This window comes from Microvirga massiliensis, assembly GCF_001006805.1.
Classification (GTDB): Bacteria; Pseudomonadota; Alphaproteobacteria; order Rhizobiales; family Beijerinckiaceae; genus Microvirga; species Microvirga massiliensis.
Map to the genome: position 1 here is coordinate 6826 of NZ_LN811372.1, position 26945 is coordinate 33770.

Below are 26945 nucleotides of genomic sequence, written 5' to 3' on the forward strand. Positions count from 1 at the left end.
CAATCGGCCGGGACGGTCCGACGCGGAGTTCCCCCTCAGGCCGTGGAAGCTGTTGCCTCGTCCTGGAGCGGTTGGCTGAGCCTGGCACGTTGGTCGCGATAACCGAACCAGGCCTCGCTGATGTCATTGGCAGTGAGCGGCATCACCACAGCCGGGAACAGTGCGAGGAAGTACTTCCGGAAGAGACCGCGAAATCGAAGATGCCGCCCGGCCACGATCCTGTGGCCTCCAGCCAAGGATTTCAGGAAGCGGCCGGAGCAGCAGACTATGCGAAAGATGCCTGTCGGGAATCATCACCGGCATCCACGCCAGAGCAGCTTGAGGCGTTGTCATTCGATCACCTCATCGGTGCTGGCGAGGAGGGTCGGCGGGACGGAGAGGTTCAGCGTCCGCGCCGTCCTGAGATTGACGATCAGCCGGAACTTGGTCGCGAGCTGGATCGGCAGGTCGCCGGCGCGCTCGCCCCTGACGATCCGGTCGACATAGCCGGCCGCCTGCCGGAAGAGTTCAGGGATGTCGGCGCCGTAGAACATCAGCGCGCCCGACTCGACGAAGGCCGGCCACTCGGCGATAACGCCAATCCCAAGCTCGGCCGAGGTACGGATGATCTCGTCCTTCAGGCTCACGGTCAGGAAGTCGGTGATCACAATGACCGTCTCACCGCCCTGGGCCCGCAACGACCGCAGATGCTCGGCAACCTTGGCAGCCGAATTGGTCCGCAGCCCGAGCCGCACGGGCTGGAAGCCCTGGGCACGGGCAGCATCCTCCGTCTGGACTTCCCACTCGTGGAAGACCGGATCGGCGATGTTGTGGAGGATGCCGAGTACCGAGGAATTCGGCAGGAGTTCGCGGAGCACCTCGATGCGCTTCGCCGACAGCGCCTCCCCGAAGTACGAGAAGCCCGTGACGCGCCCGCCAAGCCTCGCGAGGCTCGTGAACAAGTCGTGACCGGTGGCGCTCGGCGGCAGGCCAAGCGCCACGATGGGAATGTCGCGGGTGGCGCGGTGGATGGCCCGGGTGGCGGCCGGCCCAGGAGCCACGAACACGTCGACGGGCCGCCGTTCCATCTCCTCGATGTATCGAGCCGCCAGGGTCAGGTCGCCGTCGGCCTGGCGGGCCTCCAGCAGGATCGTCCGCCCTTCGACATGGCTGTGCTCCTTCAGGCCGCGCCGGAACGCATCGAGGATCGGCCGGCCAGCCTGCTCTGACGCCAGGCCGAGAAAGCCCACGACGGGGACCGTTCCACCTGTCTGCGCCCGGCTGCGCGGGATCACCGGCAACACGGCAAGCAGGGCCAGGACGTGCCGTCGCCTCACGAGATCCCCTCGTTCCATCTGGTCAGCCGGGCAATGATCCTCCGCAGGGCATCCGGATGACCACCCTGGCGCGAAGAGGGGCTCGAGCGGGATTCGCCAGATACATCCGAGACCCGAACACGTCGCGCCTTCGGTTTCAGACCACAGGAGCCGAGACGCGGATCGTACGGGCGCCGGGCAGGATGAGGCCGCTCTCGGCGCCCGGCGAAAAAGCAGGTCTTTCGATCCCAGGATGCCGAAACCAGAGAGCAACCGGAAGCGCCCTTTTCATTTAGCCGCTCGGAAAACCCCGCCATCCCGGCCAGTGGATCCTCAGTGGCGCACCGTTGAAAATATCATCTCGATCGGCGCGATCGTGCCTGCCCGAACCGCCGCGATCATGTTGGCCACTTTCTCCTTCACGGTCGGTCCCATTAGATTGTGCAGGCCCAGCGGCGGCGACGCACCGCTCGCAGCCTGTGCCTGGAGGCGCGAGAAGAAGTCGAGCGCGACCTCGCGCCGGTTCTCCTCCGCCTCGAGGGCGAACCCCGCCGCTTGGGCCTTGGCGCGATAGGTCTGGGGTGTCTCGAGTGCCGAGAGTTCCGGCGTCTCGGCCCACGGCACCGGGAAGGCGAGATCGCCGTCGCCGGTCTGCATCACCTCGTAAACCGCAAAAGTCCCGCCGTCGCGAAGGACGCGGCGCGCTTCACGAAAGAGCGCCGCCTTGTCTGGCACGTTCATGCCGACGTGCAGGAGGAGCGCAAGGTCATAGCTCGCATCGGGCAACGGCAGCGCGACGCTCCCCACCTCAAAGCGCACACGATCTGCCAACCCGCACATGGCGGAGGGTGCACGGGCGGTTTCGACGAAATGCGGGGTCAGGTCCACTCCGGTCACGCGGCAACCGTAACGCCCCGCAATCATCCGCGCCGGGCCGCCGACGCCCGAGCCGATGTCGAGCACCTCCATGTCGGGCCGGATGTCGAGCTTCTCCAAGAGCGCCGCTGTCGCCTCTGCGCCACCGATGTGGAACTCATCGACGGGCTTCAGGACGTCGGGCGAAATTCTGTCAGGGTCGTGCCCCATCTCCCCTAGCGCGGCGCGGATACGAGCGAGCACGTCGTAGGATGCGTAATGGGTCGTAACGCCCATTTCGATGTCACGCATGGCCCGTCTCCTTGTTGAGGGGCCGAAACCGCTGACCTGACGAGGACCGGGGTCTTGCTGCCGCTCCCAGCGGAGTCGAACCGAGGGCGCCATGACTTGACGGTAACCACCAGGCGACCCGGCGGCTACCTGTCAGAAGGTCAACGTTCCCATTCGGTTTATCCGTCCATGGGTGAAACGTTCGTTGCCCTGGTGACGGCAACCCCCATTGGACAGATACGACTGGCGCCAGCGCGGAAGGTTGATCATTTCGTTGGATTCAGAATGCGCGGAGCGCAATGCTCGAGCCTCGATGGAATGTGGAGGATGGCACCCGCCAGCCCCGCAACCTCGAGATCGGCATCAAGGAAATCCTGGTCGACAGCTTCCACCTGCGGGTCACCGAGAAAGCCCGGACCATGCTCGATCTCGTCAGCTGGGGTGGTATCCGGCAGCACACGATCGAGACCATGCGGACCTACCTGGCCGACACCTGCAATTCCGAGCGGCCCCGCACGATGGCGGCGCCGGGAACGCCCGTCGCGCGCTGGCCTGCGCGATCATTCCATGGCTGCGGGTGAGGTGCTCTTCCAATGCCCAAGCTGATACCGGAAGGTTCATGTGTTCCTTGCCAGCAGATACGCCGCGAAGATGCCGGAGAGCGCGCCGACCGCGACATACCACGCGCCCGGAACGGCGAGATAGGTCACAGCAGCAGCCACCAAGCTGACAAGCCACGGCCGCGCGGAACGGAAGCCGCGCCACATGCCGCGGAGGATCACGAGGAACACCGCGGGGAAAGCCATGTCGATGCCGTAGGCCTCGACATCGCCGAGCACCGCGCCAAGCGCGGCCCCGAAGGTCGTGAACACGACCCAGACGCAGTAGCAGGCCAACGATGCCCCGAGATAGTAGGGCAGACTGAACGCGGGGCGCAGATCGCGAGCGGCGCGTCGCTGGGCATCGGCGAGGCCAAGCGCCCAGCTCGCGTCCGTCAGGAAGAAGAGGGTCGGAAGCGCCTTGCGCTTCGGCAGGGTTTTCAGGAAGGGAGCGAGGGCAGCGCCCATCACGAGATACCGGCTGTTCACCAGGAAGGTGACGGCCGCGATCAGCAGGATGTGCGGGGGCGAGGTCCAGAGCTGGAGGGCGGCGAACTCTGCTCCGCCTGCGAAGTTCAACCCGGTCATTAGCGGCACCTCGGCCACGCTGAAGCCCTTTTGAGCCGCCTGGGCGCCGAGCACGAGCCCATACGGAACCAAGCCGATCAGGACGGGCATGGACGACGCAATCCCGCGTCGAAGCTCGGACGGCCAGGTCTCTTCGCTCCCGGGGGCCGGAGCACGCATCGAGAACTCCTGAGTTTGGTGCAGGGGCAACGGGCAGGATCGCGTCGCGTCAGGTCGGCAGATGCCGGAGCAGCCCGGCTGCGGCGACCGCGATGAGAATCGTCGGCAGCATCGAGAGGCGGGTGGCCGCCATCACGGTGACCGCCAGGGCCAGCAGGTCAGCCGGATTGCGCGACACGAAGTTGGGCGCGATCAGCGCAATGAGAACGCAGCCCGGAGCGGCCTCCATGACGGCGGTGGCCCGAGGCCCAAGCGTGCGGTTGCGGAGCAGGACATAGCCGCCGATCCGGGTCAGGTAGGTGACGGATGCCATCGAGAGGATGGTGAGAACAGTGGCCGAGGAGATCATGGGTCACTCGTGAAGGCACGGGCCGCGACGACGCCCGCGAGCGCGCCGGCCGCGACGTACCTGACACGCGGAACAACGAGGTGGATCGGGGCTGCGATCACCGGGCTGACAAACCTGGGTCGTGCTGGGGGAAGCCCTGCCACATGCCTCGAAGGAGGACAAGGAACACCGCCGGGAACGCCCATGCCGAAGCCGGATCTGAAGCGGCGAGGCTGCGCGGTCTCGGTCGTTCCCACCCGCGAGGGAGGGGAAGCCCGCCATCGTTCCAATCCGAATGCTCATAATGCGCCAGTCCCGCGACAAGAGGCGTTCCGGAGGCTCACGGGCGAACGTGGTGGTGCCAAGCAGGAAGCTCCTCGTAGTCGCGCTGGCCCACGGCGTCGGCACCGCGGCCTTCCGGAGAAGCCGTCAAGACACGTCGGTGGCGTCGGGGTGGTGATCGCAATCAACGCCGAGGCAGGCCGGATTAAGACCGATCTTGGGGACATCAAGAGCTTCATGAGCGCCATGGAAATGGGACTCCCAGTGGCGCGCCCGGCGCCCCTGAGGGATCTGAAGCCAAGCAACAAGGTCCGCTTCACGATCCGTCGGCCTAACGGAACCATCGGAGCGGCGCCGGGATGCTCCTTCTGTGGGATTCCTGGCGAGAGCCAGCACTATAGCTGCCTTGCGGAGTCGATAAGCCCTACGCCGTTCGCGGTCCCAGCAGGATGATGGCGGCCCCGAGCAGGCAGATGCCGGCCCCCGCGAGGTCCCAGCGGTCGGGCCGTACGCCCTCGACGGCCCACAACCACAGCAGCGAGGCGACGATGTAGACGCCGCCATAGGCCGCATAGGCCCGGCCCGTTGCATCGCTTTCGACGAGGGTCAGCAGGCAGGCGAACAGGGCGAGGGACAGGCCGCCCGGGATGAGCCACAAGGGCGACTTGTCGAGGCGCAGCCACGCCCAGAAGGCAAAGCAGCCCGCGATCTCGGCAACCGCAGCACCGGCATAGGCAAGAATCGTCATCCGGCGATGGTTGTCCGGATCCGCTCCAATAGCCAAGCCGCTCAGGATGTGCCGATGACGCCAAGTCCGGCGCAGCGCGTTGATGTGACCGGGGAATCGACTCGTCGGAGGCAACCGGGAAGAGTGCCTGAGGCGGGCCACGCCGCGCATGCTCAAGCCTCCGGTCGGCTCAGGGCAAGTTGTTTCTTATCCGTTCCCGGCCATGATCATCCGCTCCGTCCGCAGACGCTGATCGCTTTGCCCGCCGCCCGGCAGGCGGCAACGATCCCGTGCGTGTGACGGAGATCCTCGTGATCATCACCCTTCAGTATCCTATCGTTCTGACGTGCGATCCCCTGCGGGATGGAGTTTGCGCATGAGCACGGATTCCGATCCCGAGGGGAAGCAGTCCCGGTCGCGTGGCGTATGGCACTGGATGTCGATGCGCCTCCAGGTCGTGCCTGGGCGCCATCCAATATCGTAGGTCATATGCTGTCCGGAATCCGCGGCAATTGCCGACAGGTAGGCGAATCCTGGCCGCACGTCTGCGTGCAAAGTCATGATGGGCTGCCGCGTCGGTTCTCCAGTCGTTATGCTTGATGAGCGCGATCATGCGGCTTCATCGGCAGGGCACAGCGCTTGCCGACGTCATCTCGGTAAGAGTTGCTGACGAAATGCCAGTTTGTCCGAGCAAGTATCCTCACCGGCGCACACAAAGGCCGATCGCGCCGATCTGATTGGATCGCTCAACGGTCAGCGTAGCCCGGAGGAACTTCCGGTCAGCCACTAGTATCCACTTTCGTTGAAGCGTGAGTCGTCCCTCGAACCCTTGGGGCCAACGCTGGCATCGCAGTCGGCCCGTCTGCGATGTTCCTCGCTTCAATGATGTTGGGCACTAGCGGCTTGGATTTCAACTCATGGTGCAGAACCAGTCGGCCAGTCACGACACTCTCGTGTGATGCGTCGCGACAGCCAATTGCGATGAAATGCACTCTTATGGAGTGCGTGTCGATGCTCCCAAAGGATGCCGCAGCCGTTTCGCTGAGTAGCTGCATCGGCAAGCGAAAATTCCGAAGTTTGCCGCACCTCACAGCCAATGCCCCCAAAAGTTCGCCTCAACCTCGCCACTCAAGGAACGCCTTCCATGGAGGCAGACTTCAGCTGGCACAAAAAGGCCCCGGGCGGTACCCGAGGGCTTGGCGACTGCGAGGATCTGACGTCAACGGAGCGGTCCGCCACGTGGGTTAGGGGAATGCGTGACGGCACACGTCCCAGCGGAACCGGCACGATCAAGGCTAGGCCGGTTCCGTGCCGATGCGTCGGCCCGTTTCGCCCTTGAATACAGGCCGCAGGTCCATGCCTTGCGGGATGGCCACGTCTCGCGCCAGATTCGGAATGGTGCTCCACTCCTTCTTGCCCCTGATCTGGACCATCAGGGCAATGCGCTGCGTCTTGCAGTGGGGACACCCATGGAGTGTCGAAGTTGCAAGGATCGTGCCCTCCCGAACCTGCTTTTTGCCTGGGTCATGCCGCATCCACTTGGCGAACGCACGCCAATCATGACGATGGCCAAAGACGTTGTCGTAGTAGGTGGCGAATGCATAGCGGTCATTGAAATGCTGCTTACCCGTCGCAAGCTTGCGCAAATAACGCGAACAGCCTTGGCAATCAGGGTGAACCTTGAGGAAGAAGTAAGCTCCCATCCCGCCCAGAATGAACCCGACGAACTGGATGAGGGTGAGCAAGTAGCCAAAGGAGCCGACCTCGCCGGTGTCGATCAGAGCTCGCCCAATCCGCAGGTGCGTTGTGGTCAGGCGGATGTCGAGGTAATCGAAGAAACCGACTCGATCAGCGACACGGATGCCGTTGTCGAGGACGAACGTCGAATACTCGCTGTAGTAGATCGCGATCTGCGCGAGCGCCGCGACGATTATGACCTGCACAAGCAGGAGCCAAGTCGGGCGAGTGTGGAAGAGGAGACTTCCGAAGTAGTAGCCAGATGCAGCCGCAGCACCTGTCAGCATTGCTCCGAGTGGGATAATCACCCAGACACTTAACGAGAACAGGTTGAAGCCGGTCACGCGGTCGATGACCGTAACGACGGCCACCGTCAGGGCGAACGACAAGATGCCGAACAATGCCACGCCGACATGGCCGCCAAAGTTCCTCATCTGAAACGCCCCCATTCCCCTGGCGTTGCCAGCGTTTAGTCTAGCGTAACACTGGCGGTGCTACGCAACAGGTCCAATGCTCCCCTACGCCGATAATCTGACTCATGGTTTCCGGTCCCCTGCCGTTTGGGCGCTGCTTGCTCTGATGATCGCGGTCACCGCCACCGGCGAACTTTCTGGCCTGCACCGCACCCTTATTATCGACCTCGGGTTTACGCCGGTACTATTCTCCATTCAGCCCTGGCGTCATGTGCACACCCTGGTCACCGCGAGCTTGCTGCACTCCGACGTGTTTCATCTGGCGGGCAACTGCCTGTTCCTGTGGGTGTTTGGCAGGTCACTAGAGCGTCTGTTTGGATGGTGGCGCTTCGCCCTGGTGTTCCCCTTCATGGGTGTAATGGGCTTTGTCGTGCACTGGCTACTGTCGCCAGCCTCCCACGTCCCGGTCATCGGGGCCTCTGGTGCGGTCACTGCGCTGTTAGGCGCCTACCTTGTGCTATTCCCGCACGCCCGGATGCGCACGCTCATCCTCTATCTGCCGTTTTGGAAGCGGATCGCCCTGCCAGCTTGGGCGTTTCTGGGCTACTGGGGCGGGCTACAGGTTGTGTCCCTGGCGTTAGGCATGGGCGAGGCTGACGGCATAGCCTACGCGGTGCATGTTGGCGCGTTCGCCCTCGGCATGATGGTCGCCGTGATCTGGAAGACATCCTACCCGGCAGCAGAGGAGGAGCTTGAAGCCTTCGTGGACACCTCGTTCGCGGTCACAGCACCTGCTCGGGTATCCCGGCCTCGCTGACGTGAGCTCCCCGGTGAGCGGCAGATCGGGGACGGAATGCTCCGAGCGGAATGGCTTGGGATTCGTACAAGGACAACGCCATGCCCATCGATGCTGTCGAGAGGCCGGACCCCATCGCCCTCGACAACTACGAATGGGCGAGGGAGGAACTCCCGGCTGTCGCGCGATCCATGGTCGAGGCCGCAGGGCGGGAGTTCCAACGCATTTATCTCGGGATAAGGGCGGAGCCGTACGTGTCGTTTCCGTTTCCATGGCCGTTCCACTGATGCTGACGGCCGGATCCGCCTGTGCCTTGAATGGCAAGGCCGTCGAGTCCTCCCAGCCCGACATCGAGCGGCCGGAGGGTGTGTGGACGACTCCCCTGGCGCAGAGAGGGGCCAGGTCCGGGTTTGCAAGTCTTATCCGCGTCCCGGCGCGTTGCTGCTCCGGTTCGAGCTCACGGAAGCCGGGCGCGGATCGCAAGGGCTACGGAAATGACAAGGCCTATAGGAGTTCAGTCGTCCGCCGCAGGGGTACGGCGGACTTCGGGGTCATTTGAGGCGCACTTCGGGGTGAATCTGACCAACCTCAGTGCGCAAGTACTGTAGATCACCGCATAAGAGCGATGTCTTGCGGCGAAATCCCAAGTGATTTCAGTGGTGGTGCACCCACATAAAAGAACGCGATGAACCGCATAAGACGGTCGCACTCGCCGACTCGAACCCCATAAGACCGTCGCACTTTTACAGACGCGCAAGTCGCGTTGCCATCGATCCGATCAGGGAACGATGCGATCGAGCTTCTTCAGGAAATTGGCGGAGCCCTCGAAATTCAGGGGTGCGCATGCGAACACGACATCCTCGACGCGGCTCCTTGCCTCCGCGGAGAGGAGCATCCCCTGCGGCACTCTACGGACTCCCGCCGGATGTCCCTGCATCTCGGCAACACAGTCATCAAGCAATCACATGCTGCCGAAGCGGAAGCTCTCATTCGGCCAGCATCCGAACCATGACTATCTCGCGAATGCATCGTTGAATTTGGGCGAATCCTTCATCGCTGATGGGGCGATCACGGCAATAGGATGTGTGCGGAACCGGAGAATTCACGGACGAGGAAGTCGACGACGAGGCGCACCCGTGCGAGGTCCTTCTGATCCTCATGGATGAGGAGCCACCATGTCCGCCTGAGCCTCACGACTTCCGGGAGGACGGGCTCCAGTTCCGCAAACCTTCGGGCGAGGAAGTGCGGCAGGACGCACAGGCCGTATCCCGCGATGGTGGCGTTCACCTGCGCGATGATGTTCGAGCTGTGGAAGTTCGCGCGTGCCCCCCGGACGACCTCGTCGAGGTAGTCGAGTTGGGGCGTGTAGATCAGGTCGTCGATGTAGTTGATGAAACGATGCGAGCCCAGATCCGCGACCGTCCTGATCGGTGCGCTCTCGCTGAGATAGGCCGGGGAGGCATAGAGTCCCAGGCCGTAATCGGCCAGCTTGCGCGTCACCACCCTGCCGTGCTCGGGCACGGACAGCACGATGGCGAGGTCGGCCTCCCGTTTGCTCAGGTTGAAGACGCGCGGCATGGCGACGAGCTGGATCACGAGATCCGGATGCGCCTTGCCCAATTCCGCAAGCCGCGGGGCGAGGAAAAAGGACCCGACGCCGTCGGGCGCGCCGACCCGCACCGCGCCGCTGATCATCAGGTCGCCTTCCCCGATCTCCTCCCGTGCGGAAAAGAGGCGGCTCTCGATGTCCTCCGCGGCTGCCAGCAAGCGCTCCCCGGCCGCCGTCAACCGAACCCCGTCGGATCTGCGCTCGACGAGCCTTGCTCCGCCGTACTGCTCCAGGGCGCCGATGTGGCGGCTGATTGTCGAATGCTCGACCCCGAGTGTCCGCGCCGCTGCCGAGAGCGAGCCCTGCCGGGCAACGGCCAGGAGGGAGCGCAGGTGATCCCAGTTGAAGGTGGTGGACATCAGGCTCGTCGATTTTTGCACAGCCGTTGTCCGCCTTTAGGGGTTCCTCCGCGATTTGTGAACCGGATAGCGTCGACGCCACCAAGCGGGAGGAACGCAGCGCATGGCGCGGATCGGCTTCGTGGGACTGGGCAACATGGGCGGCCCAATGGCTGCCAACCTCGTCAAGGCGGGCCATGAGGTCGTCGGATACGATCTCAACCCGGAAGCAGCCCAGATGGTCAAGGGAAGCAGCGTTCGGATCGTCGATGATGTCCGCTCGGTCGCTGAAGGCGCTAATGCGGTCGTGTCGATGCTGCCGTCCGGCCCACTCGTGCTCGAGGTTTGGGCTGCCGTTCTCCCCGTCCTGCCTGCCGGCAGCCTGATCATCGACAGCTCGACCATCGACGTGGCGAGCGCGCGCCGGGCGCACGAGATGGCGGGGAGCTTCGGCGTGCTCTCCCTTGATGCACCCGTCTCTGGGGGAACTGAAGGCGCCCAGGCCGGGACGCTGACCTTCATGGCCGGGGGGACTGAAGAGGCATTCGCCACGGCGAAGCCTCTGCTCGCGGCAATGGGCCGCCGGATCATCCACTGCGGGGATCAGGGCGCCGGCCAGATCGCCAAGCTCTGCAACAACATGATCCTCGGCATCTCGATGATCGGCGTCAGCGAGGCCTTTCTTCTGGCCGAGCGGCTGGGCTTGGATCGGCAGGCCTTGTTCGATGTCGCCTCGACGTCCTCGGGCCAGTGCTACGCGCTGACGACGCACTGCCCGGTTCCGGGACCGGTCCCGACATCGGCGGCGAACCGGGACTACACGCCCGGCTTCGCCGCCTCGCTGATGGCCAAGGACCTGCGTCTCGCGCAGGAGAGCGCGCGGGCCTGCGGGTGCAACACCCCACTCGGGATGGCCGCAGCGGAACTCTACCAGAGCTTCGAGCGGCAGGGCGGCCACGCCAAGGACTATGCGGCGATCATCAGGTTCCTCGACACGAGGGATACCCGTGCGGCAGCAGGCGCGAGCGTCGCATCGTAGCAACGAGAGCAGCGCTCGCGTTCCTCGCCTCGAGGAATGGCAAGGCGGCAGGAAGACCGCTCCGTCAGAACCAGGGCAACGTCCCAAGACCAAGGGAAGGAAAGATGACATGCGGAGACTGAGACTGGCGATATGCGGGCTCGTCGTGGCGTTCGGAGCCGCGGCGCAGGCGCAAGCGGCCGACAGGAGCGTCACGATCGGAGTACTCAACGACCAGTCCGGCCTCTACGCGGACATGGGCGGAGTCGGGTCGGTCGTCGCTGCACGACTTGCCGTCGAGGATTCCGGCCTTCCAGCAAAGGGCTGGAAGATCGAGGTCATCTCGGCGGATCACCAGAACAAGACCGACGTGGCGGCGACGATCGCACGCCGCTGGTACGACATCGACGGCGTCGACATGATCACCGACGTGACGAATTCCTCCGTCGCGCTCGCGGTGAGCCAACTCACCAAGGACAAGAACAAGGTCATGCTGGCCTCGGGTCCGGCGACCTCGGATCTCACCGGCAAGGCCTGCACGCCGAACACGATCCACTGGACGCATGACACCTGGGCGCTGGCGAACAGCACGGCCAAGGCGGCACTCAAGGTGGGTGGCGACACCTGGTATTTCATCACGGCGGACTACGCGTTCGGCCATGCCCTCGAGCGCGATACGGAGGCAGTCGTGACGGCCAACGGCGGCAAGGTCGTCGGGCGCGTACGTCACCCGATCAACAATACCGATTTCTCATCCTTCCTGGTTCAGGCCCAAAGCTCCAAGGCGAAGATCGTCGCGTTTGCGAATTCCGGCGCGGACACCAGCAATTCCATCAACCAGGCCGCGGAATTCGGTCTAGTCGCGGGAGGGCAGAAACTGGCCGGCCTGCTGGTCTACCTCACGGACGTGCATTCGCTCGGTCTCGAGCTGGCGCAGGGACTGGTTCTCGCCTCACCGTTCTACTGGGATGCGGACGAGGGGACGCGCGCCTTCTCGAAGCGCTTCGAGGAGGTGCATGGCAAGAAGCCCACGATGGTGCAGGCCGGGGTGTATTCGGCGACGCTGCACTACCTGAAGGCCGTCGCCGAGGCGGGGAATGCAGAGGACGGCGCCGACATCGTGAAGCGGATGAAGGCCATGCCGACGGATGACCCGCTGTTCGGAAAGGGATCGATCCGCGAGGACGGACGCAAGATCCACCCGATCCACCTCTACGAGGTCAAGACGCCGGCGGAATCCAAGCAGCCGTGGGACTACTACAAGCATAGGGCAACGGTCGCCGCGGAGGAGGCCTTCCGGCCCCTGAAGGACGGCGAGTGCCCGATGGTCACGCATTGAACGCCAAGCACGAAAGGGCATGCAGCATGATGGAAATTCGCAAGGTCGTTGTCCTGCTCGAGGAAACGCATCGCGAGATGGAGCGCTCGATTCCCGAGCCGACGCGAAAGGTGACGGTCGCAGCAGTCATCAAGAACCCGTACGCCAACAAGTACGTGGAGGATCTGAGCGAGATGTATGACCTCGGCGCCGCGGTCAGCGAGGTGCTGGCAAGGCGCGGCGTGCAGGCCCTCGGCTGCGAGCCCCACGAGGTTGAGAGCTACGGCAAGGGGGCCATCGTGGGCGTGGACGGCGAGATCGAGCACACGGCGGCGCTGCTCCATCCCAAGTTTGGCGCGCCCGTGCGTCGCGAGGTTGGCGAAGGGAAGGACATCATCCCCGGGACCAAGAAGGTCGGTGGCCCTGGCGCGAGCATCGTGCTGCCGCTGACCAACAAGAACAACATCTGGGACTTCGACCGCATGGACTCCACCGAGATCACGATCGCCGACGCGCCGCGCGCCGACGAGATCGTCATCGCGCTTGCGCTGGGCATCGGCGGACGGCCGCTGCACCGGACCAAGTTGCCGAAGTGACCGCTGGCACCCCTGGAGTGAAGGCCGGGCCAGACATTACGGCGTAATCGCCCGAGCGAATTTGCTCCAGGGCGGCAAGTTATCGGGTTCCGACCGCACACGGATGCCGTGTCGTGCCATTAGTGAAGTGGCCCTACAGCGTGGGTCCACTTCTTGGTGGTGCAGAACCCGCTGTAAGTTGCATGAAAGTGCCTCAAGCTTTGTCGGGCCTGAGGCGCTATTTTCAATGCACGAGAACGCTTTGGGAAACGTCAGGGGCGGAATAGGCGGGATCGGGTAACTTCAAGCAGTCATTCCGTGATGGCTCTTCGCCCTGACCTGAACAGGTTGATCCTCCGTGCTGTGAATGAGAGAGGCCATCCAGGCGTCCCCTCCTCACGCAGGAGAACACCATTCTCATACCATGCACCGTAACCGCCCGGCATCTCGACGGCAGGTCCATCGGTGCGATGGAGCTTGTTGTTCAGCCACCATTCCTTGCTCCCGTCGGCGTGTTCGATGGCTGGTCCGTCCTCCCGATGGAACCTTGTGCTTTCATACTCCGAGATGTCGCTGACCCACCAAGTTTCACCGTCCGGCCAGTCACGCCGATAGACCTTGCCATTCCGCTTCCAGTCCTTGGCTCCGTTCGGGTGTTCGACGCAGGGTGCATCCTCGCGGAATTTGAAGTTGGTGAAGAAGTATGTAGGCCCGTCGTCATATTTCGTCTTCACTAGGTCGCCATGGGTGTACCAGGAGTAGGACCCAGCGCCACTATTGACTGCTGGTCCATTTTCACGGTGCAATTTTCCTTCGAAGTACCACTCCCATCCGCCGTTTTCCCACTCAACGGCGGGTCCATCCGTCCGATGAAGTCGACCGCGCTGATACCATTCCTTGTTACCGCGCTTGTCGATCGATGCTGGTCCATCCTCACGGTGGAGTTCGCCCCGTTGGTACCACTCCTCGGAGCCATCCGCGCGGATTAGGGCCGGACCGTCGTCGCGATGGAGTTCTTCGTCCCGGTAATGAGCGATCGTTCCGTGAGTGGATTCGGATTTGACAAGGGACTTGTTCTTCCAGTGCAGGACATCGCCATCTGGGGTAACGGACTTGTATCTCTCGCCGTTCTCCCACCATTCCTTGGTCCCGTCCTGGAATTCGATGGCGGGTCCGCCAACGCGATGACCCTTGCCATGACGGCACCAAGCCACTGTTCCGTCGTGCACGATGAGGGCAGGGCCATTCTCTCGATGAAGCTTTCCATCGAGAAACCAGATCGCGGTCCCATCCTTGTGCATAAGGAACTTCCTCCGGAGCACCTTCACTCTGATCTGGTCAATCAGGCGAAGAGGAGTGGCATACATAGCCACGATCCAGGGATCCGGAGAAAAGGCGAAAAACATCTCCATAGTTTTGTTTGGGACTTTCATGACACCCCAGCGCTCCAGCAACCTCGGCCCGTGCATAGGATGCCGCTTTCACCGCGATGATGTCGAATGCCGGCGTGATGCCTGCCTTTTGGCAGCGATTCCACCTTCGGGAAGTGGAAGCCATCACGTCGCCATCCACATCGGGAAACGAACGCGACCATGAGTTGGTCAGAACCGACCTGAATCCCCTTGGTGCAATGGATCGCCACGTTGTGCGAACAAAGAGATGCGTTCGGGTCTCTCTGTCTCGGCTTTCGAGGTGAGGGACTTGTTACCGGAATATAGCCTGGTCAGCAGGCGGATCGCCTTCTCCTGATCTCGGCGACCATGTGTCTGTCGAGGGCAGTCTTCGCGCTCTGGGCGTCGTTACCGTGAATTTCCAACCATTCTACCCAGTGATCCCGGTTGAGCCGCGGTGGCCTGATGTCTGCCGGGGCTTCCTCGCGGGCAAGTTCGTCGAGCGGGTCTTCGGGATTCTCGATCCTGTACGGAGCATCGTCGCTGCTGAGACCCTGGAGGACGTACTTCGCGAATGGTCGGAACCTCTCGAATGCCACGTCTCCCACAAAGGTAATCAGGCCCTCGGGATTCCGGTTCCAGACACGAACACCTCCGAAGAGTTTGCCATTGGCGATAGGCAGGACGTTGAAGTGAGCGATACCGTTCCTGAGATAGTGCGGCAGTTCCCGAACGGGAAAGTTCCGGACGTAGGACTCATCCCAATCCGGATCGGAGCGATGGAAGCGTCGCCCTTTCAGTCTGAAGAATTGGACGGTCACGATGTCCTCTATCTTCGGATAGCGGCTGGTCAGGTGGCCGAGGAATTCCGACGCCTTCTCGTGCGGGAAGACCAAAACACCCAGCAGCGATATCAACAGTTGGGTGTCGGCGAAGCCCTCAGGGGAAACGCGGTCGGGTGACCTTTTCTCGACCTCCTCAATGATCTCGATGTTTCTCATTACCCTTTCGGCAAGAGCCTTGAGTAACGGTCCATTCGGGAAGCCCATGGGACGAGGTCGCTTTCCATGTTTGGGGTTTGCGTCGCTTGGATCCCTTCCTGCCAGTGGCAGCATGGACCATCAAGGAGAACTGCGTCCGGATTGCCAGCGTCCCGAAATGGCTGCCCAGGGCTCCCAGCCGAGGGGCTTCAAGACTGCTCGGGATCTTCGCAATCGGAGTCTTCCACGATTCCCGGAATCCGCAGCGGGGAGAGCAGGTTTCCTTCTTCGCGAATGACCTTTCCCCGTAGCACCCACGCCTTGTATCCACGGGAAGGAATGACGATGGCAGGTCCGTCCTCCCTATGTATTTGACCTAAGGACCACCATTCCTCGTCTCCATCGGGCGTTTCGATCGCAGGTCCATCGTCTCGATGACGTCTTCCATGCCGCCACCACTCCTTGGATCCATCCCAGTGGACAAGAGCAGGGCCAGTCCATTCATGTAGCGTCTCGATCGAGGCTACACTGCCGTCCCGCGTGTTGATCCAGCGCCGCTTGCCGTTCACGTAGTCTATCGATTCCCCCAGTTCCTCACCGTTGACGTCTCGATAATTTTCTCCGTTTGCATATCGTTCAGCAATCAATTTTCCCCGCTCGTACCATGCGGACTTGTAGCCGGGGATTTCCTCGGCGGGTCCGCCGATCCGATGGAGTTGCCCATTCACGTGCCATTCGCGGCGGCCGTCCGAGCACTCGATAGCAGGTCCCCCGATCCTGTGGAGGCGACCGTACCGATACCACTCGGTGCCGTCCGGTCCGACTACCGCTGGTGCTTTGTCGCGATGAAGCAATTCGATTCCGCTCAGTGGGTCGACCTCCTCCCACTTGGTCGTCCCGTCGGGAAACTCAGTCACGGTGCTGTCCTTGCGATAGGTGAGCTTGACACCTTTCGATGTGATTTCCGTCTGGATCACGTCATCGATGAACCATTGCCGCGATCCGTCCGGCATCTCGACGGCCGGCCCATCCTCGCGGTGGAATCGACCGTAGCGGAACCAGATGCGGGTGCCATCCAGCTTGACGACCGCGGGCGCACTGTCGCGATGCAGTTTGCCCTCCCGGTACCATGTCTCGGTTCCATCAGGATGGACGAGGAAGTGCTGCTTCAGGATGAAGACCTTGATGCGATCCCGAAGCCTGTTGGGACGCTTGTAGCGGCTTACCAATAGATTGAGATCGAGTGGAAAAGGGATCATCGGACGCCACCAAGAGGATCGGGTGCGTCAATGATAGTTTCCGTACGATGGTCGCCAAAACGCCGGCGACACCTGCATCGATGCGCTTGAAATCCCCTTGCGAGCAGTCCGGGATTTTGCCCGAAACCCAATCTCGATGGAGTGGCAGCCTCAATGGCTTGATCCGGCTTCGGGTTCCTTCTGTTTCTTCCTGTAGGGTCCGCGCGGTCCCGATCGCCGGGCCGCCATCCTGCGCCTCACGTCCTCGGGCATGGCCGCCTCGACTTCCGACGCCAGGACGACGGCGCCGCCGAAGGCGGGCTGACCGCTGAGCCGGGCGATCACCCGGATCCGACCGTCCCGGACGGCCTCGACGAGGGCCGTGACCGGAATGTTCTTCCGGAGGGGCGCCTCGGCAACCGTCAGGCATCCGCACGGCGGCCAAGGCAGGCTCGGAACGTCCCCGACCAGGGCCTCCACCCAGGCCTCGAGATCACCGCGCCGGAACACGTGGCGATGCTTGACGCCGTTCCGGCCGCCCGGAATCCAGACGGGCAGCATGCCGGCCTCAAGCAGCCTCTTGGCGATCGTGCCGCCCACGCCGAGCAATTCCGGGATCCGTGCGAACGGGACGGCATCCCCGTACTCCGCCGCGAGACGACGGACATCCTCGGAATCGACCGCGACCGGACTCCCCTTGCGTCCCTCCGCCAGGACCTTGCTCTCCGCCTCGAGGAGCATGCGCACGGTGTCGGGACGGGCGCGGACCTTCCTCGCCGCGTCCCTCAGGGTGGTGGTCCGCGCGTCGGCCCGCTCGATGCCCGGGAAGGTGCCCCGCTGGACCTGGAACTTGCGCATGCCGTTCGCGAGCAGGATCTCGGCGATCCCGCGCGAGAACGCCTCGCCCTTCCTGAAGTTGAACCAGTGGTAGAACCACCCGTAGGCGGTGCCGATCGCGGCGGGTTTCACGGACCCGGAGGCACTGAATTCCGCATGGACCCGGTCGAGCAGCGCATCGAGGTCACCATCACGGAGGATGACGAAGCCGCGGGCGCGGACCCGCTCCACCGGGACGTCGAAGTCCGAGGGCTCGGCCCAGCGCTCGCGATAGCCCCCGAGGTCGAGCGCGCCGACGCGCCCGATCGTGTCCAGGGCGCCCGTCAGCGTCATCGCGTCGAGGATCGGCACGGATGCCGGCGTCCCCACGCCGAGCCTGCCGAGCACCCACCGATCGGTCTCTACCACGTCCTTGTCGGCCGGGGGCGCGGGCAGGCCCGTGACGTCGCCATCCTCGCAATGGCGACACCTCGCGATGCGCACGTCGCTCCAGGAGAGCTTTCGGCCGCAGGAGCAGGAATCGACGAGGCCCGTCCCGTGCGTAGGGCAGGTGGTGACGAATTCGAGATCGCACCAGAACCGATGATGCGCGGACTCGGAGATGCAGCGTGGGCAGATCCGGCGCGCGGCCCGCGTCAGGTCGCGGAGCACGCTCAGGCGCTCGCCCCGGAGCATCACGTGGCCGTTGCCGGCCGGGACGGGCGTCGATTCCATGAACGCGGCCGGATCGCATCTCAGGATGGCGGCCAGCCGATCCGCACCCTTCCCGATCCTCAGGTGGGCGACCTTGAGTCCCGTGAGCATCGAGACGCGGGTCGAGGCGAGCAGGCCGTTGCGCTCCGCGAGCCGCAGCAGGATGCCGTGCGCGGGTTCGTCCGGCAGTGGGGAGAACCAGAGGGGCAGGGGAGTCCGGTCCATCGTCACGCTCCATGCCTCAGCGGGGATTTCCCGGGCTTCGCCTTGCGAGGGGCGCGGTTCTTGCGCGCCTCGGCGAGCTTCTCCTGCCGGCGCCCCTGCCTCCGGGCGCGGAACCCGTCGGGATCGGGAAGCGGGATAAGGAACGGGTTCTCCCCGTCCGGCGTCCCGGTCTTGCGGCGGTAGACTTCCGCGAGGAGCGGCACGGTGACCGCCTCCTTGCCGCGGTCGATCGCCTCCTTCGCGGCGAGGCTCACGTACTTGGTGATCGCCGCCACGTAACCCTCGGATGCCATGTGCAGCCGCAGCGCGGTCGCGGACTCGTCGAGATGGGAGGGCTCGTCGAAGGGCAGGTCATCGGAATAGGCCTTGAGGAACATGCGGTATTCGCCGCGCTCGTCGAGATCCAGGGCGAACGGCATCATCCTGAACTCCTCGTCCTTCAGCGTCTCGAGCTGGGCGTTCTCGAGCAGGAAGTCCGTCGCGTGGGGGAGGCCCACGCAGGCGACCTGCACCCGCGCCTCCTTCATGAGCACCTTGAACACGTCGGCCGCCTCGTAGGGATCGCGGGTCAGGTTGCTCTCCGTGATGTGCTGGCACTCGTCGAAGATGATCAGGCGGATGCCCTGTTCCCTGATCTGATGACGCGCGATCGACGTCATCTCCGCGAGGCTCGCGCCCCTCGGGATCCTGACGCCGATGGCGGTGAGCGTCGCGGCGAAGAGCTGCTTGAAGGTGGCCTTCTTGTCGACGAACACCTTGAGCACGGGACGCACGAGGCCGTGGCCGGGCCTCTCGAACGTCACGCTCATCGTGTGGGGGTATTCGGCCGCGTCGGCCAGCAGCAGGTTGTGGTCGTCCTTCAGGGTGCCGAGGTACTCGCCCCGCACCTCCTCGAGGAACTCGTCGGCAGCCGTCGTCTTGCCGACGCCCGTCTCGCCGACGACGAAGGAGCAGCTCGCCTGCGGCCCCTCGTGCCATGCCCTGTAGCAGCGCCGGAGCACGCCCATGGCCTCCTCCATCGTCGGCGTGACGGCGAGAAACTCGCCGAGGTGCCGGCGCCGCTCCTCCGCGCTGCGTGATGCCCAGGCCATGCTTTCCTCCCCGTCCCTCATTGCGTCCTCCGCCGCCGGACCACGATCGGCTTGCGAGGCTTGGGCGGATCCTCCGGAGCGGGACCGCCCCCGTCGCTCCCGAGGGCCTCCTCGATCGCCTCGACGTCGACGCGGCGGACGGGGATTCCTGGATCCCGGGGCGGTGGCTCGAGGGCCGCGGTGCGGGCGCGCCACGGGCCACGCTCGTCCGGGGGTGGGGAGGCGATCGAGCCGTTCCGGTGGTCGTGCGAGCCGAGCTCGTCCTCGCTCTCGTCCGGGGAGTGGCGCTCGCCGCGCAAGTGCTCGGACGCGTTGCGCCCATCCGTCACGAAGCGGACGATCTCCTTGGGCGGTGCCTTTCCGGGCTTCCGGCGGGCGGCGTAGAGGTCCGTGATCTCCTGTGATGATCGCGCCCGGGCGAGCGCATCGTCGGGATCGAAGTCCTCGGCCGCGGCGGTGGAGTTGACCTTCTTCCTGAGCGTCCTGAACTGGTACAGCGTCATGCCCGCCGCCTCGGGATTGCCCTCCAGGTAGCCCTCCACCCACGCATCCCGGTCGTCCGTGCGGGTCGGGTCGAGCACGTAGGCAGTGCCGAGGTCGTACGGATCGATCCTCACCGTCACGTCGGAGGCGCCGCCCAGCCTGTTGCGCAGGGCCGAGAACGCATTCGAATTCCAGCGGAGCGTCTCGAACCGGATTCCGTCGGTCCTCAGCTTCGCCGGGACGACGAGACCCGTGAGCGGGACCATGATCTCGTCAGCCGGCGCAGGCCTCTCGCCGACCTCCTCCATGCCCCGCACCCAGCGCTTGATCGGGGCCTCACCCGTCCCGGAGTGGACCTCGGTGTGGTAGATGTCGACGATCCACTTGGCGATCACCCAGTTCGCGTCCGCGAGCGTGAGCACCGCCTCCTTCTCCGACCTGTAGTTCCTCCGGGCCCTGGGATTCGATTTCGTCGTGCCAGGCGCCCGGTGGATGAGGCGCTGGTTGAGCGTCCGGAACCAGCGCTCGAGCCGCCCCTTGAGCCATCCCGAGGCGCGCGGGAGGTCCACGATCTGCATGTTGAGCGCGGCCTCGGTCGCCCTCATGGAGGCCGAGCGGAACTCCGGCCCGTTGTCGCAGAAGAGCCTCAGGGGGGATCCGTAGCAGGGCCAGTCGAACTCGAATCCGACATCCCGGCCCACGGCATCGCAGACGGCCTTGAGGAGGTCCTTCTTGCGCCGGACCGCGATCCTCAGCGCCTCCATCACGCTCACCCAGGACGGCGGGGTGAAGGTGAGCGAAAAGCCCAGGATCATCCGCGAGTAGCGATCCATGATGACCGTGAGCCACGGGCGCCCGAGGACCCGCCCGCGCTCGTCGACGACGATGAGGTCGAGCTGCGTGTGGTCGACCTCGGCCTCGTCGAGCGGCAGGTCGCAGGGGGGACCCGAACGGACCGCCTTCATGAGGAAGTCCGCCTCGCGCTTGCCGTGCCGGGCGTGCGTGAGGTCGTACAGCTCCATCCGGCCGATGGTCCTGGCGACCGCGTGCCTGCCGAGGACCTCCTTCGCGCCGAGGTCCGGGAGCGCCAGCTTCTCGTTCCTCGCCCGCAGAAGGATTCGATCCCGCGCGCGTTCCCAGGCGTCCGCCTTCGATCCGACGATCCCGTTCCGGTAGGTCTCGTTGATCGCCTCCGCGATCTCCTCCTTCACCCACGCCTTGTGGTTCGAGGTGCGGTTTCCCTTCCTCCGGTGGTTGTCGACCAGGGCGCGGATATCACGCCCCGCCACGAGCCACCTCAGGTACCAGGTCCGGACCCTGCGGAAGGAGGGAGGCTTCGGCGGACGGTGGGCATTGTCCGGATCGGCCATGATGCGGTCGATCAGGGGCTTCACGTGCCTGCTCCTGTCCCGCCAGGGGAGCGGCAGCTCGTCGATGGCCCTGACGAACGGGTACTTGCAGAGCGCCGACTCGCGCTCGAGGTCCGAGAACGTGCCCCAGTCCACCTGGAGGTTCGCCGTGACGTTGGGATCGAGCGCGCGGTAGGCGGCGTCGGTCGTGATGCGCCCCTCGCGCATCATGTGGAGGATCGCGTGGTGGGTGAGCGGCCTCTCGGTGCCGGATTCCTTGTCCGTGAACACCCTGACCTGGTCGCCGGGCGGGCCGACGAGGTAGCGGCGGGTGTCGATCCGGACGGTGTCCCCGGTCCTGATGCGGACCGGAACGTGTGCCATGTTCATGTCGTCGTGCCCCCTGTGTTGATGATAAGGAACGGATCCGGCTCAAGTTTTCGTAAAGCCGGACTTGCGCCGGAACCAGGTGCGGCGGTCCATCCGGAGGTGCCCGAGCCAGTCGAGCCGCAGCGCGAGCGGGAAGGCGTCGAGCCGCCTGCCCAGCCGCTCCTGGAGCTCGCTGACCGAGGATTCGTCAGGGATTCCCGCCAGCGCGTCGATCGCGGCGACGTCGTCCCGCCGCGGACGGTACGGGTCGAGGTGGCGCAGGAGCATCTTCGCGTTGGCGAGCCGGGGCTGGACCCGGATCTGCTCCTCGGTGACGAGGCGGAACCCGAATCCCGCCCGGTGCGCGGCCTCCTCCATCGCGTCGACGAGGTCGCGCATCCAGGCGCCGTACGATGCGTCCCTGCCCGTCAGCCACCCGACGGTGCGCACGATCACCAGCTCGCGCCGCCCGCTCTCGCGCGCGATCATGTAGTCGGGAAACCACGCCCGGGTCTCGCCGCGGTGCCCGATCTCCAGCGGCTCGGGCTGGTCCGTCATGTCGGCGACATCGCGCGAGAACGCGTCCGTCACCGTGAGGAAGTCGAGCGCGAGAAGTGAGCGCGCGCCGATCAGCTTCCGGCCGAGGCAGGCCATCGGGGACTCGCCGACATAGCGGTCCTCGTGACCGGTCCTGATCCTGCCGGGGCGGGCGCCGACCCTGCGGCGGCGTTCGCCCGTCCGCGCCTCCGCCTTGCGCGACGGGGCAGGGCGGGGCGGCTCGTGGCGCTCGGGTTCACGCTCGGGACGTGCGGATGCACGGCGGCGGCGAACCTCGAGTCCGGGGCGCTTGCGGTCCTGAGGGGAGGTCATTGCGGCCTCCCTGAGAGCCGGGCCGCGTCATGACCGACGCGGCCTGCGATGCATTGGACGTCACCAGCGACCGACCCGATGGCACGGACATTCCGCCCGTGGACCTCGGTCAGGCTCCCGCGGCCGGGCCGGGGATTCGCAAGTGCGACGCGGTGTGTGTGGTTGTGCTCATCGAAGTGGAAGGCGAGGACCTCGGGACGGGGGGTGGCGACCCCGCCCGGCCCACGGACGCCCCGGGAGCCGGAAATCCCCGCGGCCGGAACAGCGGGAACGGGATCGGCGGGTGTCAGCCCGCTATGCGCCATCCCCCGATGGCGGTGCCCACGCGGCCACCGAGGTCAGTGGCGCGGTCCTCGAATCCCTGCCCGCCCGCATCGAGCGATGCCGTCGGGCGCTGGCAGGCGATGTTGCCGTTCGTGTCGGTCGTCATGGCGCGAAACTCCTCATTCCGGCACCGGAGCGGTGCCTGGTTCTCTCTCATCGGGACGGGTGGGTTCCCGATGCGGGCGTGACGGTGCGGACGGAGTCCGCGGATCGTCAGGCCACTATGGGGAGGAGCGCCGTTGCCTGGCGGAGGGAGCCATGGGAGGCGTGAGCGAATGCGTCGAACATCGGATGCCTCCTCCGGCTGCGGTCACCCGGGCGGGTGATCCGATCAATGAATCCTTCGCGCCGGGACTCGGCCTCGCGAAGGGGTGGCTCGTCTACAGCGTGACGGTTGTCCCGAAAAGATCTCATCGCGGGCTCTCCTCAAGGTCGGTTACCAACCCGTTCACCGCATCGGGCGAATGCGGAACGTCCCCCATCCGGGGGCGCCGGGCCGACGGCCGCCCCGATCTCCGCGGCGTTCACCCGGCCGCGCTCCGCGAGCGCCCGCGCGAGTTCCTCGAGCGCCCCGCGCCGCTCCCGGAGAATGGCCTTCGCGCGCCGGGAGCACCGTTCGAGCGCCTCCCCGACGCGGCGGCGCAGCAGCGGGTCGCCACGCAGCCAGGCGAGCACGTCCTCGTCCCGCCGCGAGGTGAGGTAGACGAGTCCCTCGCCGAGGCCCATCGAGGTCTCCATCCCGGCGGCGAGCACCGTCGCCTGGTGGAGGTCCGACCGCTCTCCGCCGCCGCCCCCGCCCGCGTGCTCGCCGAGCACCACCTCCTCGGCGGCGAGGCCTGCGAGCAGCATCGTGATCTCCGCGAGATACGAGGCCCTCGTGCGGTCGAAGCCGGGCGCGCGGGCGAACCCCGTCTCCCCGCCCGTGCCGTCCGGGCCGACCTCCCGGAACACCTTCGCCTCGAACGGGACCTGGCCGGATTCGCCGCCGAGCAGGTGACCGACCACCGCGTGCCCGGCCTCGTGGATGCAGGCCCGCCAATGCGCCGCGTCCGACAGCCTGATCCGCTCCGGCAGGGCGGCCAGCAGGTCCTCGGCAGTCAGCTCGCGGCGCGCGGCCCGCGCCCTCCGGCGGGCGTCGCGCACGACCTGCTCGATCACGGCGCCGGACGCGCCCTCAAGGCGCGCCGAGATTTCGGATAGGTCGGCCCCGGGAAGCGCGTCCCCGAGGTGGTGGCGCAGGATGCCCGCGCGGGCCTCCGGGTCGGGGAGCGGAATCCTGATGTGCCTGTCGAGCCGTCCCGGCCGCAGGAGCGCGGCGTCGATCTTCTCCGGCAGGTTGGTCGCCCCGACCACCACGACGCCCTCGCGGCCCTCGACCCCGTCGAGGCACTCGAGCAGGCCGTTGACCACCTCGCGGCAGTACTGCTCGTTGTGGCCCGTCAGCGCCTCGCGGTCGCCGAAGGAGTCGAGCTCGTCCAGGAACAGGATGCAGGGCGCCTCCGCCTTCGCGGCCTCGAACGCCGCCCGCATCGCCTTCAGGAGGTCGTTGAGGTAGCCCCTGGCCTGCCAGCGGGCGAGCGAGTGGATGTGGATCGGCACCTCGCAGGTGCGCGCCAGCGCCCGCGCGAAGGTCGTCTTGCCGGTGCCCGTCGGCCCGCTCACGAGCACGCCGCGGTCGACCTCCGACCACCGGATGCGCCCCGCGCGGTAGTCCGCGAGGTCGGCGGCGAGCGCGCGTCCCCACTCCGCCGCCTCGCCGAGGCCGTGCAGGTCGTCGAGCGTCGGGTGCTCGCGGGCGGGCCTGCGGTCCGGCGGGTTGCACTCGGCGGCCCGCAGGCGTTGCAGCCGGCGGATCGCCTGCTCGGGGCTGCGGCCGGGCCTGATCACGGCACCGAGCGCGGCGAGGGGCACATCGAGGGCCTCGGCGAGCACGGTGTCCGCCGGGGCACGCCCGAGCACTGCGTAGAAGGCTCCCTTGAGGGCGGCCAGGTCGACCCGGCCGAGCGGGACGATGCTGTCCGCCGCGAGCCGGAAGAAGGCCGGGAACTCATCCGCGCTCGCCGCAAAGCCGAACACCCGGGCGTGCGAGGCGAGCGACTCCCGCATGGCTGAATCCGAGGGCTTCGAGCGCCCCTTCGGGTTCGTGGCGTCCCAGTGGAGGATGTCGAAGTCGAAGTCGGGGCGACTCCCGGCGAGCGAGACCAGGAGCCCACGCCCGGCCTCGACGAAGACGTCGCCGTCGCTCGCATCCGGCAGCACGAAGCCGACGATGCAGGACGTTCCGAGGAACACGTGATGCAGGTCCGCGTGGCGCAGCGCGCGGATCATCAGGTTGCGGGCGGCCTCCCTGGCCACGTCCTTCGCCCGGCGCCGGGCGCCCTTGCGCCTCAGGCGGTTGCGGGTCTTGCTCATGACTGTCTCCCTGCCGGGCGCGCGGGCGGCGCCGCGTGGTGTCGGTGGATCGCGTGGGTCGGGCGGGTCATCGGGGGGCGGAGGACGCACTGTCGTGCCGCCTGCCGAGGGCGTAGAGGCGGGAGAGGGTCCGCGCGTAGCCGAGCGCCGGGGCGAACACCCACAGGCCCGAGGTGACGCCTTTCCGGCCATCCCCGACGGTCGGGTGGCCGTGCATGGTGCCCGTCAGGCAGTGCTCGAGGCACGTGGTGAGGCTCCAGTCCTCGAGCAGGGGCGCCCCGGCGAGGGTGCGCCGCCCGGGGTGCTCGCCGCGGCGGATGCGCTCGAGGTCCTGCGCGAGGTTGCGCAGGCGCTCGATCCTGTCGTCGAGTTCGGGAACGGGGCGGCGGTCGCGGATCGTGATCATCATGGCGTGCTCCATCGCGTCCGGTCCCGATGGTTCGGGGACCGGCGATCGGTCGTGGCGATTGGGGAGGGAGGAGAGTCAGCCGCGGAAGCGGGCGACCCGGGTGTCGGGGCCGATGCGGGCCTCGTCGAGCTCGATCTCGAGGAAGCGGCGCAGCGCCAAGGCGGCGATCACGCCTATCGCATCGCGGGCGTCGCGCACCGCCTGCATGCACGCCGCGAGCGGCAGCGGGCCGTGCTCGTCGAGCAGCGCGAGCAACCGCACGCGGTCGCCGAGCGAGATCCGATATGAGGCGTAGCGCAGCAGGTCGCGCGCGTTCTCGAGCCGGAAGCCGTCGCGGACGTCGATCTCATGACGGATTTCATATCGATGGCCGAGGGACTGCGCGGCGACAGGCACCCAGCCGGGCAGGGGAGGTGCCCCCGAGGTCGGCACCGCATCGAGCAGCGTGACGTGCGTCGCGCGGGTCACCGCTAAGCCCGGGACGTGCCACTCGTCCCGGTGGTGCAGGACGCGGGGCAGGCACGCCCACGCGGTCACCGCGGGATCGACATCGAGCAGGCAGCCGACGTCACGGGCGGTCTGCGTCCTGAACAGCGGGCGGCCGACACAGCGGACGGTGCCGCGGGGCGGGAAGGCAAGGCCGGAGGCTTCCTCCCGGATACGGATCAGCAGGTTCGGATCGTCGTCGGCAAGGACGACGGCTTGCGAGGTGATGGGCATGGATACGCTCGTCCCAGGGCGGACGGCACCGTCCGCGTGAACCGATCAGGGGCGGGGGCTGGGAGCGTCAGCGTATGTACGAGGTGCGCGCGGCGACGGGGCGCGGGAGGCGCTGTCCGGGGCCAGGGGTCGATGTGGGCGCGTTCAACATGATGTCGAACAAATGAAGAACGTTGCGTCAATTGTCAAGCTAGAATTTTACCAAGCGGAACCAGTGCAGATACAGGCCGGACGAGGGAGGCGGGTGTCGCTCCAGTAGCCCCGTCAGGGAAGGCACGCTTTCGTCACCCCATGCCTGCCATTGCCTGAGCAGTGGTTCGGAGGATGGTTGCAAATCCGGCGCCCGCTCCGTCCCTATCGGCTTCCAGGCGTAGCGCCTCGAGTGCTCCGGGCGCGTTTGCCGATGATGCCTCCGAGCAAAGTGAACTCTGCTTCCAGCGATCAGCAATCTGGAACGGGAGGTGGCGGGAAATCCATCATATCGGCCGCGAGACCATCATCCCGACCGAGCGAGGCCGCGGCATGGCGCTGTGGCGCGAGGCCCTGTTCGCGTTCATGCAGCGCAATGCGGAACGGTCCGCCGCCTACCTCCGGATCGCGGACCCGACAGGTGGTTGAAGGTGGGG

At 65.7% G+C, this 26945-nt stretch carries 26 protein-coding genes and 1 pseudogene; 8 read left to right on the forward strand and 19 right to left on the reverse strand.

Annotated features, from left to right (window positions below; genetic code table 11):
• Positions 1–329: 329 nt before the first annotated feature.
• Both BN1233_RS39760 and BN1233_RS39765 read right to left on the reverse strand, forming a co-directional pair.
• Positions 330–1316 (reverse strand): ABC transporter substrate-binding protein, encoded by a 987-nt coding sequence (locus BN1233_RS39760; RefSeq protein WP_187144480.1) that lies wholly within the window; start codon positions 1314–1316, stop codon positions 330–332.
• 312 nt (positions 1317–1628) lie between these two features.
• Positions 1629–2462: a class I SAM-dependent methyltransferase gene (locus tag BN1233_RS39765; RefSeq protein WP_046869215.1), complete on the reverse strand. Its 834-nt coding sequence runs from the start codon at positions 2460–2462 to the stop codon at positions 1629–1631.
• Positions 2463–2740: 278 nt separating this feature from the next.
• Here BN1233_RS39765 and BN1233_RS39770 point away from each other — a divergent pair, with 278 nt between their 5' ends.
• The gene (locus tag BN1233_RS39770) at positions 2741–3022 is read left to right on the forward strand and encodes a hypothetical protein (RefSeq protein ID WP_046869216.1); all 282 of its coding nucleotides are present in this window, start codon (positions 2741–2743) and stop codon (positions 3020–3022) included.
• A 36-nt stretch (positions 3023–3058) separates the two neighbouring features.
• Here BN1233_RS39770 and BN1233_RS39775 read toward each other — a convergent pair whose 3' ends face one another.
• Positions 3059–3787, reverse strand: a complete 729-nt coding sequence (locus tag BN1233_RS39775) for an AzlC family ABC transporter permease (protein WP_046869217.1) — start codon at positions 3785–3787, stop codon at positions 3059–3061.
• Between the two features lie 49 nt (positions 3788–3836).
• A complete protein-coding gene (locus BN1233_RS39780) occupies positions 3837–4136 on the reverse strand; it encodes an AzlD family protein (protein ID WP_046869218.1) in 300 nt (99 codons plus the stop codon).
• A gap of 183 nt (positions 4137–4319) precedes the next feature.
• Here BN1233_RS39780 and BN1233_RS51490 point away from each other — a divergent pair, with 183 nt between their 5' ends.
• Positions 4320–4850: a copper-binding protein gene (locus tag BN1233_RS51490; protein WP_082145934.1), complete on the forward strand. Its 531-nt coding sequence runs from the start codon at positions 4320–4322 to the stop codon at positions 4848–4850.
• Here BN1233_RS51490 and BN1233_RS39790 read toward each other — a convergent pair.
• The gene (locus BN1233_RS39790) at positions 4822–5145 is read right to left on the reverse strand and encodes a YnfA family protein (RefSeq protein WP_046869265.1); all 324 of its coding nucleotides are present in this window, start codon (positions 5143–5145) and stop codon (positions 4822–4824) included. The two genes, BN1233_RS51490 and BN1233_RS39790, sit on opposite strands and share 29 nt — an antisense overlap.
• 1274 nt (positions 5146–6419) lie before the next feature.
• Positions 6420–7295 carry a hypothetical protein gene (locus BN1233_RS39800; RefSeq protein WP_046869266.1) on the reverse strand — a complete coding sequence of 292 codons (876 nt, stop codon included), beginning with the start codon at positions 7293–7295 and terminating at the stop codon, positions 6420–6422.
• Positions 7296–7371: 76 nt separating this feature from the next.
• Here BN1233_RS39800 and BN1233_RS39805 point away from each other — a divergent pair, with 76 nt between their 5' ends.
• Positions 7372–8091, forward strand: coding sequence for a rhomboid family intramembrane serine protease (locus tag BN1233_RS39805; RefSeq protein WP_048707569.1), 720 nt, complete (start codon positions 7372–7374; stop codon positions 8089–8091).
• An 80-nt stretch (positions 8092–8171) separates the two neighbouring features.
• Positions 8172–8357 carry a hypothetical protein gene (locus tag BN1233_RS39810; protein WP_147707810.1) on the forward strand — a complete coding sequence of 62 codons (186 nt, stop codon included), beginning with the start codon at positions 8172–8174 and terminating at the stop codon, positions 8355–8357.
• Between the two features lie 491 nt (positions 8358–8848).
• Here the strand turns inward: BN1233_RS39810 and BN1233_RS50750 are convergent, their stop codons facing one another.
• The gene (locus tag BN1233_RS50750; RefSeq protein ID WP_280139385.1) at positions 8849–8977 is read right to left on the reverse strand and encodes a hypothetical protein; all 129 of its coding nucleotides are present in this window, start codon (positions 8975–8977) and stop codon (positions 8849–8851) included.
• 161 nt (positions 8978–9138) lie between these two features.
• On the reverse strand, positions 9139–10038 hold the full coding sequence (locus BN1233_RS39820) for a LysR family transcriptional regulator (RefSeq protein ID WP_046869268.1): 900 nt from the start codon (positions 10036–10038) through the stop codon (positions 9139–9141).
• Between the two features lie 103 nt (positions 10039–10141).
• Between BN1233_RS39820 and mmsB the strand changes: the two genes are divergently transcribed.
• From mmsB to BN1233_RS39835, 3 genes are all read left to right on the forward strand, one after another.
• On the forward strand, positions 10142–11056 hold the full coding sequence (gene mmsB / locus BN1233_RS39825) for a 3-hydroxyisobutyrate dehydrogenase (RefSeq protein ID WP_046869223.1): 915 nt from the start codon (positions 10142–10144) through the stop codon (positions 11054–11056).
• Between the two features lie 109 nt (positions 11057–11165).
• A complete protein-coding gene (locus tag BN1233_RS39830) occupies positions 11166–12374 on the forward strand; it encodes an ABC transporter substrate-binding protein (protein WP_046869224.1) in 1209 nt (402 codons plus the stop codon).
• Between the two features lie 26 nt (positions 12375–12400).
• The gene (locus BN1233_RS39835; protein WP_197094520.1) at positions 12401–12949 is read left to right on the forward strand and encodes an amino acid synthesis family protein; all 549 of its coding nucleotides are present in this window, start codon (positions 12401–12403) and stop codon (positions 12947–12949) included.
• A 290-nt stretch (positions 12950–13239) separates the two neighbouring features.
• On the opposite strand, the gene BN1233_RS43930 is transcribed toward BN1233_RS39835, so the two are convergent.
• The 11 genes from BN1233_RS43930 to BN1233_RS39895 all read right to left on the reverse strand — a co-directional run bounded on the left by BN1233_RS43930 (position 13240) and on the right by BN1233_RS39895 (position 26319).
• On the reverse strand, positions 13240–14229 hold the full coding sequence (locus BN1233_RS43930; protein ID WP_147707811.1) for a hypothetical protein: 990 nt from the start codon (positions 14227–14229) through the stop codon (positions 13240–13242).
• 422 nt (positions 14230–14651) lie between these two features.
• On the reverse strand, positions 14652–15434 hold the full coding sequence (locus BN1233_RS39845; protein WP_483310417.1) for a HEPN family nuclease: 783 nt from the start codon (positions 15432–15434) through the stop codon (positions 14652–14654).
• A gap of 74 nt (positions 15435–15508) precedes the next feature.
• A complete protein-coding gene (locus BN1233_RS43935; protein WP_052764126.1) occupies positions 15509–16558 on the reverse strand; it encodes a hypothetical protein in 1050 nt (349 codons plus the stop codon).
• Between the two features lie 150 nt (positions 16559–16708).
• Complete coding sequence (locus BN1233_RS39855; protein ID WP_046869226.1) at positions 16709–18292, reverse strand: TniQ family protein; 1584 nt, start codon at positions 18290–18292, stop codon at positions 16709–16711.
• Between the two features lie 2 nt (positions 18293–18294).
• The gene (locus BN1233_RS39860; protein ID WP_187144481.1) at positions 18295–19383 is read right to left on the reverse strand and encodes a TniB family NTP-binding protein; all 1089 of its coding nucleotides are present in this window, start codon (positions 19381–19383) and stop codon (positions 18295–18297) included.
• 17 nt (positions 19384–19400) lie between these two features.
• On the reverse strand, positions 19401–21599 hold the full coding sequence (locus BN1233_RS39865) for an integrase catalytic domain-containing protein (protein WP_187144482.1): 2199 nt from the start codon (positions 21597–21599) through the stop codon (positions 19401–19403).
• A gap of 48 nt (positions 21600–21647) precedes the next feature.
• The gene (locus BN1233_RS39870) at positions 21648–22454 is read right to left on the reverse strand and encodes a hypothetical protein (RefSeq protein WP_046869229.1); all 807 of its coding nucleotides are present in this window, start codon (positions 22452–22454) and stop codon (positions 21648–21650) included.
• 286 nt (positions 22455–22740) lie between these two features.
• Entirely contained in the window at positions 22741–22884 is a 144-nt protein-coding gene (locus BN1233_RS47960; RefSeq protein WP_154678354.1) for a hypothetical protein, read from the reverse strand.
• 320 nt (positions 22885–23204) lie between these two features.
• Positions 23205–25190, reverse strand: coding sequence for an AAA family ATPase (locus tag BN1233_RS39885; RefSeq protein ID WP_048707574.1), 1986 nt, complete (start codon positions 25188–25190; stop codon positions 23205–23207).
• A gap of 67 nt (positions 25191–25257) precedes the next feature.
• On the reverse strand, positions 25258–25599 hold the full coding sequence (locus BN1233_RS39890; RefSeq protein WP_046869232.1) for a DUF6634 family protein: 342 nt from the start codon (positions 25597–25599) through the stop codon (positions 25258–25260).
• Positions 25600–25674: 75 nt separating this feature from the next.
• Positions 25675–26319, reverse strand: coding sequence for a hypothetical protein (locus tag BN1233_RS39895; RefSeq protein WP_048707575.1), 645 nt, complete (start codon positions 26317–26319; stop codon positions 25675–25677).
• Between the two features lie 474 nt (positions 26320–26793).
• On the opposite strand from BN1233_RS39895, the pseudogene BN1233_RS51495 reads away from it, so the two are divergent.
• Positions 26794–26945 (forward strand): annotated as a pseudogene (locus BN1233_RS51495) (KUP/HAK/KT family potassium transporter); the annotation flags it as partial.

Bases quoted from the DNA above. Each gene is read 5' to 3' on its own strand.
- BN1233_RS39765 (WP_046869215.1), bottom strand. From the start codon at position 2,462: ATGCGTGACATCGAAATGGGCGTTACGACCCATTACGCATCCTACGAC.
- BN1233_RS39770 (WP_046869216.1), top strand. From the start codon at position 2,741: ATGCTCGAGCCTCGATGGAATGTGGAGGATGGCACCCGCCAGCCCCGC.
- BN1233_RS39775 (WP_046869217.1), bottom strand. From the start codon at position 3,787: ATGCGTGCTCCGGCCCCCGGGAGCGAAGAGACCTGGCCGTCCGAGCTT.
- BN1233_RS39780 (WP_046869218.1), bottom strand. From the start codon at position 4,136: ATGATCTCCTCGGCCACTGTTCTCACCATCCTCTCGATGGCATCCGTC.
- BN1233_RS51490 (WP_082145934.1), top strand. From the start codon at position 4,320: ATGCCGAAGCCGGATCTGAAGCGGCGAGGCTGCGCGGTCTCGGTCGTT.
- BN1233_RS39790 (WP_046869265.1), bottom strand. From the start codon at position 5,145: ATGACGATTCTTGCCTATGCCGGTGCTGCGGTTGCCGAGATCGCGGGC.
- BN1233_RS39800 (WP_046869266.1), bottom strand. From the start codon at position 7,295: ATGAGGAACTTTGGCGGCCATGTCGGCGTGGCATTGTTCGGCATCTTG.
- BN1233_RS39805 (WP_048707569.1), top strand. From the start codon at position 7,372: ATGCTCCCCTACGCCGATAATCTGACTCATGGTTTCCGGTCCCCTGCC.
- BN1233_RS39810 (WP_147707810.1), top strand. From the start codon at position 8,172: ATGCCCATCGATGCTGTCGAGAGGCCGGACCCCATCGCCCTCGACAAC.
- BN1233_RS39820 (WP_046869268.1), bottom strand. From the start codon at position 10,038: ATGTCCACCACCTTCAACTGGGATCACCTGCGCTCCCTCCTGGCCGTT.
- mmsB (WP_046869223.1), top strand. From the start codon at position 10,142: ATGGCGCGGATCGGCTTCGTGGGACTGGGCAACATGGGCGGCCCAATG.
- BN1233_RS39830 (WP_046869224.1), top strand. From the start codon at position 11,166: ATGCGGAGACTGAGACTGGCGATATGCGGGCTCGTCGTGGCGTTCGGA.
- BN1233_RS39835 (WP_197094520.1), top strand. From the start codon at position 12,401: ATGATGGAAATTCGCAAGGTCGTTGTCCTGCTCGAGGAAACGCATCGC.
- BN1233_RS43930 (WP_147707811.1), bottom strand. From the start codon at position 14,229: ATGCACAAGGATGGGACCGCGATCTGGTTTCTCGATGGAAAGCTTCAT.
- BN1233_RS39845 (WP_483310417.1), bottom strand. From the start codon at position 15,434: ATGCTGCCACTGGCAGGAAGGGATCCAAGCGACGCAAACCCCAAACAT.
- BN1233_RS43935 (WP_052764126.1), bottom strand. From the start codon at position 16,558: ATGATCCCTTTTCCACTCGATCTCAATCTATTGGTAAGCCGCTACAAG.
- BN1233_RS39855 (WP_046869226.1), bottom strand. From the start codon at position 18,292: ATGGACCGGACTCCCCTGCCCCTCTGGTTCTCCCCACTGCCGGACGAA.
- BN1233_RS39860 (WP_187144481.1), bottom strand. From the start codon at position 19,383: ATGGCCTGGGCATCACGCAGCGCGGAGGAGCGGCGCCGGCACCTCGGC.
- BN1233_RS39865 (WP_187144482.1), bottom strand. From the start codon at position 21,599: ATGGCACACGTTCCGGTCCGCATCAGGACCGGGGACACCGTCCGGATC.
- BN1233_RS39870 (WP_046869229.1), bottom strand. From the start codon at position 22,454: ATGACCTCCCCTCAGGACCGCAAGCGCCCCGGACTCGAGGTTCGCCGC.
- BN1233_RS47960 (WP_154678354.1), bottom strand. From the start codon at position 22,884: ATGACGACCGACACGAACGGCAACATCGCCTGCCAGCGCCCGACGGCA.
- BN1233_RS39885 (WP_048707574.1), bottom strand. From the start codon at position 25,190: ATGAGCAAGACCCGCAACCGCCTGAGGCGCAAGGGCGCCCGGCGCCGG.
- BN1233_RS39890 (WP_046869232.1), bottom strand. From the start codon at position 25,599: ATGATGATCACGATCCGCGACCGCCGCCCCGTTCCCGAACTCGACGAC.
- BN1233_RS39895 (WP_048707575.1), bottom strand. From the start codon at position 26,319: ATGCCCATCACCTCGCAAGCCGTCGTCCTTGCCGACGACGATCCGAAC.